The 13,964-nt window shown below is 74.7% G+C and carries 13 protein-coding genes; 3 read left to right on the top strand and 10 right to left on the bottom strand.

From position 1 onward, the window contains the following. Positions 1-38: 38 nt before the first annotated feature. From C0216_RS11615 to C0216_RS11600, 4 genes are read right to left on the bottom strand one after another with little or no spacing between them, the layout of a single operon-like run. Positions 39-689: a GTP-binding protein gene (locus tag C0216_RS11615; RefSeq protein ID WP_114055199.1), complete on the bottom strand. Its 651-nt coding sequence runs from the start codon at positions 687-689 to the stop codon at positions 39-41. Beyond that, complete coding sequence (locus C0216_RS11610; protein ID WP_114055198.1) at positions 670-1,029, bottom strand: DUF742 domain-containing protein; 360 nt, start codon at positions 1,027-1,029, stop codon at positions 670-672. The genes C0216_RS11615 and C0216_RS11610 overlap by 20 nt, the downstream gene beginning before the upstream one ends. Then, on the bottom strand, positions 1,026-1,463 hold the full coding sequence (locus C0216_RS11605; protein WP_114055197.1) for a roadblock/LC7 domain-containing protein: 438 nt from the start codon (positions 1,461-1,463) through the stop codon (positions 1,026-1,028). The genes C0216_RS11610 and C0216_RS11605 overlap by 4 nt, the downstream gene beginning before the upstream one ends. Further along, on the bottom strand, positions 1,460-3,118 hold the full coding sequence (locus tag C0216_RS11600) for a sensor histidine kinase (RefSeq protein WP_114055196.1): 1,659 nt from the start codon (positions 3,116-3,118) through the stop codon (positions 1,460-1,462). Before C0216_RS11600 ends, C0216_RS11605 begins: the two co-directional genes overlap by 4 nt. 297 nt (positions 3,119-3,415) lie before the next feature. Between C0216_RS11600 and C0216_RS11595 the strand changes: the two genes are divergently transcribed. The 3 genes from C0216_RS11595 to C0216_RS11585 all read left to right on the top strand — a co-directional run bounded on the left by C0216_RS11595 (position 3,416) and on the right by C0216_RS11585 (position 6,011). Then, entirely contained in the window at positions 3,416-4,036 is a 621-nt protein-coding gene (locus C0216_RS11595) for a hypothetical protein (RefSeq protein WP_114055195.1), read from the top strand. Between the two features lie 101 nt (positions 4,037-4,137). Continuing rightward, a complete protein-coding gene (locus tag C0216_RS11590; protein WP_114055194.1) occupies positions 4,138-5,055 on the top strand; it encodes a helix-turn-helix transcriptional regulator in 918 nt (305 codons plus the stop codon). Positions 5,056-5,165: 110 nt separating this feature from the next. After that, positions 5,166-6,011, top strand: coding sequence for a carbohydrate-binding protein (locus tag C0216_RS11585; protein WP_114055193.1), 846 nt, complete (start codon positions 5,166-5,168; stop codon positions 6,009-6,011). Positions 6,012-6,036: 25 nt separating this feature from the next. Here the strand turns inward: C0216_RS11585 and C0216_RS11580 are convergent, their stop codons facing one another. The 6 genes from C0216_RS11580 to aceA form a co-directional block, all read right to left on the bottom strand. After that, positions 6,037-7,158 carry an ABC transporter substrate-binding protein gene (locus C0216_RS11580; protein ID WP_114055192.1) on the bottom strand — a complete coding sequence of 374 codons (1,122 nt, stop codon included), beginning with the start codon at positions 7,156-7,158 and terminating at the stop codon, positions 6,037-6,039. Between the two features lie 532 nt (positions 7,159-7,690). Further along, positions 7,691-9,019, bottom strand: a complete 1,329-nt coding sequence (locus C0216_RS11575) for a phosphatase PAP2 family protein (protein WP_428985485.1) — start codon at positions 9,017-9,019, stop codon at positions 7,691-7,693. A 202-nt stretch (positions 9,020-9,221) separates the two neighbouring features. Next, positions 9,222-9,497, bottom strand: coding sequence for a hypothetical protein (locus tag C0216_RS11570; RefSeq protein ID WP_114055191.1), 276 nt, complete (start codon positions 9,495-9,497; stop codon positions 9,222-9,224). A gap of 564 nt (positions 9,498-10,061) precedes the next feature. After that, positions 10,062-10,940: a 3-hydroxybutyryl-CoA dehydrogenase gene (locus C0216_RS11560; protein WP_114055189.1), complete on the bottom strand. Its 879-nt coding sequence runs from the start codon at positions 10,938-10,940 to the stop codon at positions 10,062-10,064. After that, positions 10,937-12,529 (bottom strand): malate synthase A, encoded by a 1,593-nt coding sequence (aceB, locus tag C0216_RS11555; RefSeq protein ID WP_114055188.1) that lies wholly within the window; start codon positions 12,527-12,529, stop codon positions 10,937-10,939. Before aceB ends, C0216_RS11560 begins: the two co-directional genes overlap by 4 nt. Positions 12,530-12,636: 107 nt before the next feature. Continuing rightward, positions 12,637-13,923 (bottom strand): isocitrate lyase, encoded by a 1,287-nt coding sequence (gene aceA, locus C0216_RS11550; RefSeq protein ID WP_114058604.1) that lies wholly within the window; start codon positions 13,921-13,923, stop codon positions 12,637-12,639. Positions 13,924-13,964: the final 41 nt, after the last annotated feature.

Genomic DNA, 13,964 nt, shown 5'->3' with positions numbered 1-13,964 from the left:
CGCCGTGAACCGGCGCCCTTCCGGCCGGACGGGCGCGCCTACCGGGCCTCCGGGGTTGCGGCGAGGGAGTGCAGGTAGCGCATCAGCGTCATGAGGACGTCGCGGCTGGAGTCGCGGCGGCGGGCGTCGCAGACGACGAGCGGGACCGACTCGGGCAGGTCGAGCGCGGCGCGCAGCTCCTCCAGCGGGTGCTCGGGCGCGTCGGGGAAGGCGTTGACGGCGACGACGAAGGGCACACCGCGCTCCTCCAGGCGCCCGATGACGTCGAAGCTGACCTCCAGCCGGCGGGTGTCGACCAGGACCACCGCGCCGAGGGCGCCCTCGAACAGTCCGCGCCACAGGAACCAGAAGCGCTGCTGTCCGGGGGTGCCGAAGAGGTACAGCACCAGTTCCTCGTTGATGCTGATGCGGCCGAAGTCCATGGCCACGGTGGTGGAGGTCTTCCGCTCCACTCCGGCCGTGTCGTCGACTCCGACGCCTGCCTGCGTCATCGTCTCCTCGGTGGTGAGCGGGCGGATCTCGCTCACGGAGCCGACCAGGGTCGTCTTGCCGACGCCGAAGCCGCCGACGATGACCACCTTGACGGCGGCCGCCGCCGTGGCGGGGAGGGCGTCCTCGCTCCGGGGGCCGGCCGGGGGATGACCGCGGTGGGGGGCCGTGGGCGGCGGCTCAGAGCTTGCGTAGTCCATCGATGACTGCCTCTATCAGTGCCAGGTCGGGGAGTTTGGCGGGGGCGACGGGCGGGCGTGAGAGCACGTGGCCGGCGGTGACCAGGTCGCCCAGCAGGACGGTGACCACGCTGACCGGCAGCGCGAGGTACGCGGAGATCTCTGCCACCGACAGCGGTGACCTGCACATCCTCATGATCGCTGCGTGCTCGGGTTGCATCCCGGGCCTGGGCCCCGACTTGGCGATGATCAGGGTGACGAGGTCGAGCGGGACCGGGGACACCGGTCCGCTCCGCCCACCCGTGATCACGTAGAGCCGCTCGGGAGTGCCGTCTTCCCAGTCCCGGCCCGGGTTGCTCACGCGGTCAGCCCTCCCCCGGGCGCGGTGGCTCCGGAGGCGTCTCCGGCCCGCGGCGGGCTGCTCAGGTGCTCGCCGATACGGGCGACCAGGTCGCGCATGCGCTGGCCCATCAGGCCTGCGTCGACTCCCTCGTCGGCCAGGACGGCCAGGTAGGCGCCCGCGCCGGCCGCCATCAGGTAGAAGAACCCGCCGTCCATCTCGATCACGACGAGCCGCATCCGGCCGCTGCTGTGCGGGAGTTCGGCGGCGACGGCGCCGGCGAGGCTCTGGAGTCCGGCGCAGGCGGCGGCGAGCCGGTCGGCGGTGTCGGTCTCCGTGCCGTACTGGGCCATGCGCAGGCCGTCGGCGGACAGGACGATGACGTGGCGGGTCTGCGGAACGCTTTCGGCCAGGTCCTTGAGCATCCAGTCCATGTTGCTCTGCTGCTGACTCATGGCTGTTCCCCCTTGCTCGCCGTGTTCGGCGAGGCGTCTGTGTTCGGGCTTGCTGCGGCACGGCGGCTCGGGACGGTCTTGCTGCTGCTGTCCCCGGTGAGGCCGCCCTGGAAGGCGGCCAGCCACATGCCGGGTTCGGGTTCGGGTGCGGCGGCGGCCGTGGCGGGTGCGGCCGGCGCCGCGGACGGGGCCGCGGCGGTCTCGTCCGGGGCCGCTGCGCGGGTGCGGCGGCGGCGCTGCGGGAGGCCGGTCGCGGTCCGCTCGGTGACCAGGGGCACCTCGTCGTCCTCGGGATGCCGGGGGCCGGTCGCGGGGCGGCCTGCGGCCGGCGGGCGGACCGCGGCGGGCGCGTCGTCGGAGGCCGCCGCGTGCTCCCCGGCGGCGGACCGGTCCTCGACCGCGGCGGGCAGCGCCTCGGGGGCGGCGGGGGGCAGGGTCTCGGCCCCGCCGACGGGCAGCGCGGCCCGGGGGCCGGAGGCGGTGCCGATGCCGTGGGCGACGCCGCTCGCCGAGGCACTGGCGGTGATCAGGGTCTGCGGGATGACGAGGACGGCGCGGACGCCGCCGTACGCCGACGCGCGCAGCGAGACCTGGAAGTCGTAGGCCTGCGAGAGCCGGCCGACGACGGCGAGGCCCAGGCGGGGCGTCTCGCCGAGGTCGGCGAGGTCGATGCCCTCCTGTGCCTGGCGCAGCATCCGCTCGGCGCGCCTGCGGGCCTCCTCGCTCATGCTGACGCCGCCGTCCTCGATCTCGACGGCGATGCCCGAGTTCACGTCGACGGCGGTCAGGTGGACCTTGGTCTGCGGCGGCGAGTAGCGGGTGGCGTTGTCGAGGAGCTCGGCGAGGGCGTGGATGAGCGGTTCGACCGCCGGGCCGACCACGGCGACCTGGGAGACCGAGTGGAGCTCCACGCGCTGGTAGTCGATGATCCGGGACATGGCGCCGCGGAGCACGCTGTAGAGCGGGACGGCCTTGGACCACTGGCGGCCGGGGCGGGCGCCGCCGAGGACGGCGATGGAGTCGGCGAGGCGCCCGATGAGCGCGGTGCCGTGGTCGAGGCGCAGGAGGTCGCCGAAGACGTCGGGGCTGCGGCCGTGGCGGTCCTCCATGTCGCGCAGTTCCTGCGCCTGCTGGTGGACGATGGCCTGGACGCGGCGTGCGATGTTGACGAAGGCGCGCTGCGCGGAGTCGCGCAGGTCCTCCTCGGCGACGACGGCCTCCAGGACGGAGCGCAGCACGGCCTGGTGGGCGGCGCGGAACTCCGGGGTGAGTCCGGGTCCGTGGGTGCCGGGCTCCTCCAGGGAGGCGAGCACCTCCTCCGGGAACTCTCCCTTGCGCAGGCGCTCGACGACGTCCGGCAGGAGCTCCTGCGCCAGGCGGACGGTCTCGGTCTGCTGCCGGGCGAGGGCCGCCTCCTGTGCGGCGACGGCGGCGCGCAGGACGGCGACGGCCCTGCTGCGCCTGGCGGCCACGGCGCAGGCGAGGGCGACCGCCGCGAAGGCGACGGCGCCGACCCAGGCGACGGGCGTGCGGGCGGGTGCGGAGACCGCTGCGACGGCGATCGCCGCGGCAACTGCGGTCGCCAGGGCGGGAAGCGCCCAAACGACGGGTGAGGTGGCCCCTGGACTACCGGGCGACGATCCCACGCGAACCATCAGAACCCTCAAACGATCGAAAGCGAATGATCATAGGACAACGGCCCGGAATCTTAGCGGCTCCGTGCACGGCACTTGACAGCAGGTCATGATCCGGACAGTACAACCGGGTTGAGTCCTGCGTTTCTGTCCGAAACCCGGCCGTGTGCCGGTCGGGGCCGTTTTCCCGTGGTTTGCTACTGGCTGGTACCCCGCGCGGAACCGGTGGTTCCCCCGGGGGCAGAATGATCTTCGGCAGAGCCCCGCCACTCGTCGGCTCGCCTCCTCACGGACCCGCACGGAACAGGAGCGCACGCGTTGAACCAGGCGACGCGCGAACAGGCCCAGCACTTCCTCCGGCAGGACGAGCGGCTCGTCGCCGCCTGCGCCTTCGAACTCGACCCGGGCGTGCCGTACCCGCCCGAGTCGCTCCTTGCGCCGCCGGAGCCCCCGGCGCTCTCCCGGCGCATCGAGGCACGGATCCCGCGCCCCCTGCGCCAGTTCGTCCACGCGAGGGCGGCCGACGCGCACCACCCGCGCCCCGCCGCCGCAGGGGACTCCGCAGTCCGCCGGCCGGACGCGGCGGGCTCGCGGACGCCGCACGGGGCGGGCATGGAGGGCGGGTGGGAGAGCGCGGCCGGCCGCTTCCTCGTCAGCCGGGCGAACGCCCACGGCTCGGCGGGCGGGGTCCTCGCCGTCACGGACCGGCGCTGGTTCGCCCTGGCGGACGTCACCCCGCTGTGGCGGTCCACGCCCGTCATGCGGGAGTTCTGGGAGGTGCCGCGGCAGGCCGTCTCCGCACTGCGGGCGGGCCCGCGCGGGACGGCGCAGACGGGGCGCATGGACATCGAGTTCACGGACGGGTCCTGGGTGGCGGTCCTCGCCGTCCCGGCATCGGCGGCGCGGCCGTTCGCCGAGGCGTCGGTCTACCACCGCTGAGGCGGTGCGGGGGCCGGGGCGCCAGGCATCCCGGGCTGGTGGTCTGTACCAATCCTGCGCGGGTGGCGCACACTGCCGTGACGCCTGATGCGGGAGGACCCATGAAGCCCACCGGCCGAAGCGCCGCCGAACTGCCCCTGCACCGCCTCCAGGTGCCCCAGCCCCACCTGCTGCCGTTCGCCGTCGGCTCCTTCGACGCGATCGGCCCGCTCTCCCGTGCCGGATTCCCCCACCGGCACACCTTCCACGAGATCGCCCACGTCACCGGCGGCGCCGGCAGGCACGTCCTCGACCTCGTGCCCGGACCCCTCGCCCCGCCCGTCCTGTGCGTGATCACCCCCGGCCAGGTGCACCACTGGGAGGGGGCCGAGGGACTGGCGGGGCAGGTCGTCCTCTTCCACGAGGACTTCCTCGGCGGACACCCCGAGGACGCCCGGGCACTGCGCCGGCTCGCCGGCCGGCCCACGGTCCCGCTGGGGGCGCACGCCTCGCGCATCGCCGGCCTGGTCGACGCGATGGAGGAGGAGTACCGCGCCCTGCGGTCCGGATACGCAGGCGTGCTCCGCGCCTACCTGCACATCCTGGTCGTGGAGGCCGCGCGTGCCGCCGAGGCGGGCGCGCCGCCGGCCGTGCCCGCCGACCGGGGGGACAGCCTCGCCGAGGCCTTCGCAAGGATCACCGCGCGGCCGGGCGGGGCGCAGCTGACGGTGGCTGCCTGCGCCCGCGAACTCGGTGTCTCCACGGGACATTTGCACGCCGCGGTGAAGCAGGCGACGGGCCTGACCCCCGGCGGGCTGATCCGGCGGGCGCAGACGCTGGAGGCCAAACGGCTGCTGGCAGGCACGGACATGACGGTACGCCAGGTCGCTCAGCAGGCGGGATTCGCGGACCCGTCCTACTTCTGCCGCTTCTTCCGGCGCGAGACCGGCCTGACCCCCGGCGGGTTCCGGGCCGGGCTCGCAGGAAATCACCACGATCCCCGGATCCCGTCCATCGCGGCGCCCGATTCCGGCCCCTAGGTTGGCAGCGCGGCGCCGGAACCGGCGGGTTGCCGCCGCCCGCGGCGCTGTCGCGCCCCACCGCGGCACGGTTCCGGCCCGCAGCCCCCACAACCGGAAGGAGTCGACGCATGCCCACTCCCGAAGACCCGGGCAAGGACGCCCGGGACCCGCAGCGCCGGGCCGTCAGCCGCAAGTCGGTGCTCAAGGCGGCCGCCCTGGCCGGCGTCACCCCGCTGCTGGTCGGCGGCGGCGCAGCCCTGGCCCGGGACCGCAGCGCCGCGTCCGGCGCCACGCTGGACCCGACCCCGGCCTGCGACGACGGCGACGCGCCGACGATCCCGCAGACCGAGGGCCCGTACTTCAAGCCGAACTCCCCGCAGCGCACCTCGCTGGTCCTGCCGGGGACGCCGGGCGTCCCGCTCACCGTGTCGGGGTTCGTCTTCGGCCGGAGCTGCCTGCCCGTGGCGGGCGCCCTGCTCGACTTCTGGCAGGCCGACGTGAACGGCGCGTACGACAACGCCGGGTACGGCTTCCGCGGCCACCAGTTCACCGACGCACGCGGGGCCTTCACCCTCCGCACCGTCGTCCCCGGCCTCTACCCGGGCCGCACCCGGCACATCCACGTCAAGGCGCAGGCCCCCGGCGGGCGGGTGCTGACCACGCAGCTGTACTTCCCCGGCGAGCCGCGCAACGCCACGGACGCGATCTTCGACGCGCGGCTGCTGATGAACGTCCGCCAGAGCGGCCCGGGACGCGAGGGCACCTTCGACTTCGTCCTCGACGTGGACCAGGGCGGCCCCTCCCCGTCGCCCACGGGCTCCCAGCCGCCCGCGGGCGCCTGGACCCCCGGCCGCACCTACCGGGCCGGGGACCGGGTCTCGTACGGCGGCGCGGCCTACTCGTGCCTGCAGGCGCACCTGGCGACCGTCGGCTGGGAGCCGCCGGCGACGCCGGCACTGTGGCGGCGGGTGTAGGCCGCCTCCGGGTCCGGTGCCCGGTTCACCCGGTGCGGTGGCGGACCCGGAACCGGTCGGGCCGCGCCGGGTCCCGGTCGGCGACCTGGACCGGCGCGCCCGCCCACTGCCACACGCCGGTGCCCGCGGTGCGGGCGAAGCGGATCGGCCCCCGGGTGCCCTCGACCGACACGTGCGGCCACGCCCCGGCGACAGCCGCCCGGTCGGTTCCGCGGGTGCGCAGCGCCTCGGCGAGGACGGCGGCGGTGTCCCAGCCTTCGAAGGCGACGAAGGACGGGGCTCCGCCCAGCCGGGCCCGCAGCTCCGCGGCGACCCGTTCGCCGAGCGGGCCGAGCCGGTCGGGCAGGTAGCGCAGGAACGGGATCCCGGCGCCGTCCGCGCCGAGCGCCGCGGCCCATCCGGCGAACTCCGGCTGCCCGGCCGGGGCTCCGATCAGGAGGCCGTCGAGGCGGCGGTCGGCCCGGACGGCCCGGACGACGGGCACCGCAGGCTCCGGGTGGCCGGCCAGCAGGAGCAGGGCCGTGGCACCGTCCGCGGCGAGCGCGTCGCAGAGGGCGCCGGGGGCGAGCGCGTCCGCGTCGAGTGCGAGGAGGGTGCCGCGCGCGGCGGCGAGGCGGTCCCGCAGGATGCGCGTCCCCGAGGCCCAGTAGGCGCTCGGCTGGGATGCGACGGCAATCCGCCGCCGCCCGGCGGCGAGGAGGAAGTCGGCGTACGTCCGCCAGCCCTGCGACTGGGGCGGTGCCAGACGGGCGACCTGCTGCGCGGGCCCGTCGGTGAGCTCGTCGAGCACCGCGGACGAGCAGAGGAACGGCACGCCCGCGGCGTCGGCCCGGGCAGCGGCCGCCCGGGCCGCCACGCTGTGGTACTCCCCCGCCACCGCCGCGACGCCGAGGCCTGCCAGCTCGTCCACGGCCGCCGCGGCCCGCACGGGGTCGGCCGCCGTGTCCCGGACGAGGAGCTCCAGCGGCCGGCCGGCGATGCCGCCGGCGGCGTTCACGTCCCGGACGCCCAGCTCCAGCCCGGCGAGCAGCTGCCGGCCCGCCTCGGTCCAACCGGGCCGGGTCAGCGGGACGAGCGCGCCGAGGCGGACGGGCGGGCCGTCCGCGCGACGGGCTCCGGGCGGCGGCGGTGGCGGTGGCGTGTGCATCGGCGGCGTCTCCCCTGCGGCGGTGCGGGCCCGGCGGCGCGGCGGGCGGCACCGGGGTGGTCGTGCCGGCCATTGGATCCGCCTGCCCGGCCGCGGGCAACCGCTTTACGGGCGGCCGGGCGGGGAGTCGTGGGACCGTCACAAGACCGGCCGGAATCCGGTCCTGGAGCGCGCGCGTGACCGAAGAGAACACGGAACTCGTCGCCGGCCGGTACCGGCTCGTCGAACGCATCGGCCAGGGCGGCACGGGCCGTGTCCGGCGCGGCGCCGACCAGCAGCTTTTCCGCCGCAGCAGCGCGGCGCGGTCCGCGGCGCCCCCACCCCGGCCAACGACCTGTGGGCGCTCGGCGCCACGCCTTACCACGCCGTCGAGGGGTGCCCGCCGTTCGGCGCCCAGGGGCTGCACGCCCTCGCCGTCGCCGTGCTCACCCGGCCGCACCGGCCGCCGGTGCCGGCCGGGCCCTGGTAGAGCGTGCGGAGCGGCACGTACGAGCCCTGGGCCGCCGGGCTCCCCCGGCGGCCGCGGGGCTGGTCAGACCGGTTCGGGCTGGGGCTCGGGCTGCGGCTCGCGCCGCGGCGCCGGCAGGTGCACCGGGGCGTCCTGGCTCTCCCAGCGCCGGATCGTGCGGACGTACCCGTAGACCACGGAGCCGGTCGCCAGCAGGAGCAGCGGCCCGAACAGCCACGGCAGCCCGGCCATTTCCACCGGCAGGAAGCGGTACGAGGCGAGCAGCGCGCCGAACACCGCGGTGCCGTACACGGCGAGGCGGACGCCCTGCGGGTCCCAGCCGCGGTCGTAGGCGCGCAGTGCCGTCTCGATCGTGACCGTGAACACGACGCCGGCGATGATGTCCGCGCCGTAGTGGTAGCCGAAGCCGAGCGTGGCGCCGAGGGTGGCGACCAGCCAAAACGTTCCTGCGTAGCGCAGCGCCCGCGGGGCCCTGCGCGAGTGGATGAAGATGGCCGTGGCCCAGGCCGTGTGGAGGCTGGGCATGCAGTTGCGCGGGGTGAACCCGTCGAAGGGCATCGGCTGGGGGACCGCGACCGGCGGGGGCGTGTTCGGCCACAGGTCCGCGAGGGCCCACTGCCCGCCGTCGGCGCCGTACGCGAAGATCGGCCCGACGACCGGGTACACCATGTAGATGCCCGGCCCGAGCAGCCCGATGACGAGGAAGCTGCGCACCAGGTGGTGGCGGGGGAAGCGGCGCTCGGCGGCGACGTTGCGCAGCTGGTACAGGGCCACCGCGACGGCGGCCACGGCGAGCTGGACGTACACCCAGTCCAGGACGTGCGCCCCGGCCGCGCCGGTGGCCTCCACGATCCGGCCCGCGACCCACGACGGATTGCCGAGGGCGTGGTCGGCTGCGGCGACGTACTGGTCGAGGACCATCGGCCGCGTCTCCGAGGTGAGCAGCAGCCACGTGTAGCCGGTCTTGCGGCCGGCCACGAGCAGCAGGGCGAGGCCGACGCCCTTCAGCAGCAGCATCCGCTCCCGGCCGGTGCGGCGGGTGACGGCGATCACGGCGAAGGCGAGGGTCACCCACAGGGCGCCGCTGCCGGCCATCTGCTCGGCGCCGAGCTGCGCCCGCACGAGCCACAGGGCGAGGTCCACGGCGATCGCGGCGCCGACGGCGGCAAACCGCTGCCGCCACGTGAGCACCACCATCATCAGCGCCATCGCGGCGTACAGCACCGTCCCCGACCGGGGGGCGAAGAGCACCTCCCGGGCCTGGGCGGTGAGCGGCCCGACCTCGCCGTACCGGCGCGCGGCGAACTCGAGCGCGACGAGGAACACCAGGGCGACCGCACCCACGGCGGCCCAGAGCAGGACCCGGGGCCGGCCCCGTGCAGCGGATCGGATTGCGCCGTCTGCGCGGGAAAACGCTCGCGAAACCGTGGATATCAATTGTCAGCCGATGTTCATGTGTGCGACGTGCTCGTGGACAGTCCGAACATGCTAGCGGCCCCCACGGCGGCCGCAGCGGCCCGGAACACGGGAAAGGCCGCCTCCCCGGAAAGTGAGAAGACGGCCTCCGAGCTGGGGCAGCGCAGCGGCGGTGGGTTCAGCCCGGTGCCCGTCCCGCTCCGCCGCGGACCTCCCGCCGCAGGGCCCGTACGTCGGCGTACCCGACCCGGTCCGCGATCGACCGCAGCGGCAGTTCGGTCGTGCGCAGAAGTTCCAGGTCCCGGAAGGCCGCCGCCAGGACCGTCCGGAAGCGGTCGAGCCATGGCAGGGCGGGACGGGACTCCGCCGGCGCGCGTTCCGCGTGGCGGGCCAGGAGCCGGCCGGCCGAGCACGGTGTCTCCGTCCGCTCACGGGTCCGTACCGCGTCGGCCACAGGCCGGTTGCGCCCGGTGCAGCGCGGGTACCTCCCCGGCGTACTCGGACAGGGGGGGTTGTGGACGAGAACGGCGACAAGGGGGACACCGGCGATGAGGTCCCCAGAGGGGCGGGCGACAGTACGGAGATGCTGTTGCACGTCGGTATTGCGGTACTCATGGTGGCCTGGGTGATCATCCTGGTCCTGGCCTTCGCGGATTCCGGGCCGGTGTGCGGCACGGGCCAGGACAAGGGCCCCTGCTGACGCACGGACGCGGGCAGCGGAGGGCCGGGGGAGGTGGGCGGCTGCGCGGACCGCGTCCTCGCTTCGGACCGGCAGGGCCGGCAGGGGCGGCAGGGCCGGCAGCTCGATCCCGGGGCCGCGTACGTACCCGGACGCGGCCCCGGCCTGTGCCCGACGGCAGGCCCCTGCGAAGGGCGACGGCACGGCGGGGGGGGCGGCGTCTCGGCGAGGCCCGTCGTCGTGGGACTCGACGCGAGGGGTGCGGCGGACACCACTCCGCCGCACCCCGTTCACCGCGCGCTGCCGGGCCCCTCGTGCCCGGCGGCACCACCGGGTCCCTCAGCAGTCCCGGTCGTAGGTGTGGAACCCGCGGCCGGTCTTGCGGCCCAGCAGCCCTGCCTGCACCATCCGCATCAGCAGCGGGGGCGGGGCGTAGAAGGGTTCCTTGAACTCGTCGTAGAGGGCTTCCGCGATGGCCGCGACGGTGTCCAGGCCGATGAGGTCCGCGAGTTTCAGCGGGCCCATCGGGTGCGCGCAGCCGAGCTCCATGCCGGCGTCGACGTCGACTGCGGTGGCGAAGCCGGACTCGGCCATCCGGATCGCGGAGAGCAGGTAGGGGACGAGGAGGGCGTTGACGACGAAGCCGGCCCGGTCCCGGGAGCGGATCACCGTCTTGCCCAGGGTGTCCCGGGCGAGGACTTCCACCGCCTTCAGGGCGGCTTGGGACGAATGGAGCGAGGAGACGACCTCCACCAGCGGCAGGACGGGGACCGGGTTGAAGAAGTGCAGGCCCACGACCCGGTCGGCGCGGGCCGTGGCCATGCCCAGGCGCATGACGGGCAGGGATGAGGTGTTCGTCGCGAGGATGGCCTCCGGATCGGCGACGATCTTGTCCAGGGCCGTGAAGGTCTCCGTCTTGACGTCGGCGTTCTCGGTCACCGCTTCGATGACGAGCTGCCGGTCGGCGAGGTCGTCCAGGCTGCCGGTGAAGGCCAGGCGGGCGAGGGCGTCCTCGGCGGAGATCCGGTCCAGCTTGCCGCGCTGGACGGCGCGCTCCAGGGAGACGGCGACCCGTTCGCGGGCGGCCCGGGCGGCGGTTGCGTCGGCCTCGCAGACGACGGTGTCGAGTCCGGCGCGGGCGCAGACCTCGGCGATGCCGGCGCCCATCTGCCCGCCCCCGACGACTCCGACCCGCCGGATGGCGGCTGTCCCTGTCATGACTGCACCTCCGCGCGGCGGACCAGGTGGCGGCTGTAGGCGTCGGGTGTGAAGAACGCCGGCAGCTCCCGCTCCAGCACAGCCCGTTCGAGTACGGCCCTGGCCTCGGCCACGAGTGCGTGGGGGCGTTCCGCGGTGAGCGCGTCGCACTCCTCGCCGATCACGGTGAGCAGGTCGTCCCGGTCGATGGTCCGGTGGCGCAGCCACTGCCAGAGCTGGACCCGGGCGATCTCGGCGGTGGCCGCGTCCTCCATCAGCCCGTGGAGGGCGACCGCCCCGTGGCCGCGCAGCCAGGCCTCGAAGTAGCGCAGCGAGACGGCCACGTTGGCACGGACCCCGGCCGCCGTGGGCGGCGCGCTGATGCGGCGGACGGAGAGCAGTTCCGCCGCGGTCACGGCGACGTCCTCGCGGGTGCGGTCGAGCTGGTGGGGACGGTCCCCGAGAACGGCGTCGAAGACTTCGCGGCAGACGGGGACGAGTGCCGGGTGGGCGACCCAGGAGCCGTCGAAGCCGTCCTCGGCCTCGCGTTCCTTGTCCAGGCGCACCTGGGCCAGGGCGGCTGCGTCGGCCTCCGGGTCCCTGGACGGGACGCGGGCGGCCATGCCGCCGATGGCGTGTGCGCCGCGCCGGTGGCAGGTGCGGACCAGCAGCTCCGTGTAGGCGCGCAGGAACGGGGCGGTCATCGTGACCCGGGCGCGGTCGGGGAGCTGGAAGTCGGTGCGGTGGCCGAAGGTCTTGATGATGCTGAACAGGTAGTCCCGGCGGCCGGCGTTGAGGCCCGCGCTGTGTTCCCGGAGCGCGTGGAGGATCTCCTCCATCTCGAAGGCCGCGGTGACGGTCTCGATCAGGACGGTGGCTCGGACGGTACCGCGCGGGATGCCGAGGAGCGCCTGGGCGAGGACGAAGACATCGTTCCAGAGGCGGGCCTCGCCGGCGTTCTCCAGCTTGGGGAGGTAGAAGTACGGGCCGTGTCCGGCGTCGAGCTGGCGTTGGGCGCAGTGGAAGAAGTACAGGCCGAAGTCGACCAGGGACGCGGGGACGGGCCGCCCGTCGATCTCCAGGTGTTCTTCGGGGAGGTGCCAGCCGCGCGGACGGACGACGATGGTCGCGAGGTCCTGCCCGAGGCGGTACTCCCTTCCTTCGGGGGTGGTGAAGTCGATGCGGCGCTCGATGGCGTCGAGCAGGTTGAGCTGGCCGTCGATGACGTTGTTCCAGGTGGGGGCGGTGGCGTCCGCGAAGTCGGCCATCCACGCCGTCGCGCCGGAGTTGAGTGCGTCGACCGTCATGCGGCGGTCGGGCGGGCCGGTGATCTCCACCCGGCGGTCCTCCAGGCCGGGGGCCGGCGGGGCCACGCGCCAGTCGGGGTCGGCGCGGACGGCGGCCGTGGCGACGGAGAAGTCCAGCGGGGTACCCGAGACGAGGCGGTCCTTGCGCCTGCGCCTTTCCTTGAGGAGGTCCAGGCGGCGGTGGGCGAAGGCCGCGTGGAGGCGGCCGACGAAGTCGAGCGCCTCCGGGGTGAGGATCTCGTCGTGGCGGGCGCCCGGTGCCGCGAGGACCCGGACCCGGTGCGTGGTGGCGGTGGTGGTCATACGGTCTCCTGACGAGGGGGGCGGGAGCCGGACGAGACGGTCGACCGGCTCCCGCTGGACGTAGGCCTCCGGCCCGGCGCGGCCGGCGGGTGCGGGGGCGGCGTCGGTCAGTGGAACTGCTCTTCCTCGGTGGAGCCGGTCAGGGCGGTCGTGGAGGAGGCCGGGTTGACGGCGGTGGAGACCAGGTCGAAGTAGCCGGTGCCGACCTCGCGCTGGTGCTTCACGGCGGTGAAGCCGTGCTGCCGGGCGGCGAACTCCCGCTCCTGGAGGTCGACGTAGGCGGTCATGCCGTGTTCGGCGTAGCCGCGGGCGAGGTCGAACATGCCGTGGTTGAGGGAGTGGAAGCCGGCCAGGGTGATGAACTGGAACTTGTAGCCCATGGCGCCGAGTTCGCGCTGGAACGTGGCGATCTGGCCGTCGTCCAGCGCGGCCTTCCAGTTGAAGGAGGGCGAGCAGTTGTAGGCCAGCATCCGGTCCGGGTACTGCGCGTGGACGGCCTCGGCGAACTCGCGGGCCTGGGCGAGGTCCGGCGTGCCGGTCTCCACCCAGATGAGGTCGGCGTACGGGGCGTAGGCGAGGCCGCGGGCGATGACCGGGGCCATGCCGTTCTGCACCCGGTAGAAGCCCTCCGCCGTGCGCTCGCCCGTCGCGAACTGCGCGTCGCGCTCGTCGACGTCGCTCGTCAGGAGGTTGGCGGCGAGGGCGTCGGTGCGGGCGATGATCAGGGTCGGGGTGTCCGCGATGTCGGCCGCGAGCCGGGCGGCGTTGAGGGTGCGGATGTGCTGGGAGGTCGGGACGAGGACCTTGCCTCCGAGGTGGCCGCACTTCTTCTCCGAGGCGAGCTGGTCCTCGTAGTGGATGCCCGCCGCACCGGCCGCGATCATCGCCTTGGTCAGCTCGAAGGCGTTCAGGGGGCCGCCGAAGCCGGCCTCGGCGTCGGCGACGATCGGCGCCAGCCAGTCCGTGGTGTCCGTGCCGCCCTCGGCGGTGGCGATCTGGTCGGCGCGCAGCAGCGCGTTGTTGATCCGGCGGACCACCTGCGGAACGGAGTTGACCGGGTAGAGCGACTGGTCGGGGTAGGTGTGGCCGGCCTGGTTGGCGTCGGCGGCGACCTGCCAGCCGGACAGGTAGACGGCCTGGAGGCCGGCGCGGACCTGCTGGACCGCCTGGCCGCCGGTGAGGGCGCCGAGGGCGTGGACGTAGTCCAGCTCGTGCAGTTGGCGCCACAGCCGCTCGGCTCCGCGCCGGGCGAGGGTGTGCTCCTCGCGGACGCTGCCGGAGAGCCGTACGACGTCCTCGGCGGTGTAGGTGCGCTCGATCCCCGCCCAGCGGGCGTCGGTGGCCCACCGCTGCTTGAGCTGCTCGGCCGCTGCCGCCGTGTTCGTGTCTGCCATGACCGTCACCGTCACCGTCTCCGTGATTCGCTTCGTCTGCC

It is taken from the genome of Streptomyces globosus (assembly GCF_003325375.1).
Lineage (GTDB): Bacteria > Actinomycetota > Actinomycetes > Streptomycetales > Streptomycetaceae > Streptomyces > Streptomyces globosus_A.
This window is presented reverse-complemented; position numbering and strand designations above follow the sequence as displayed.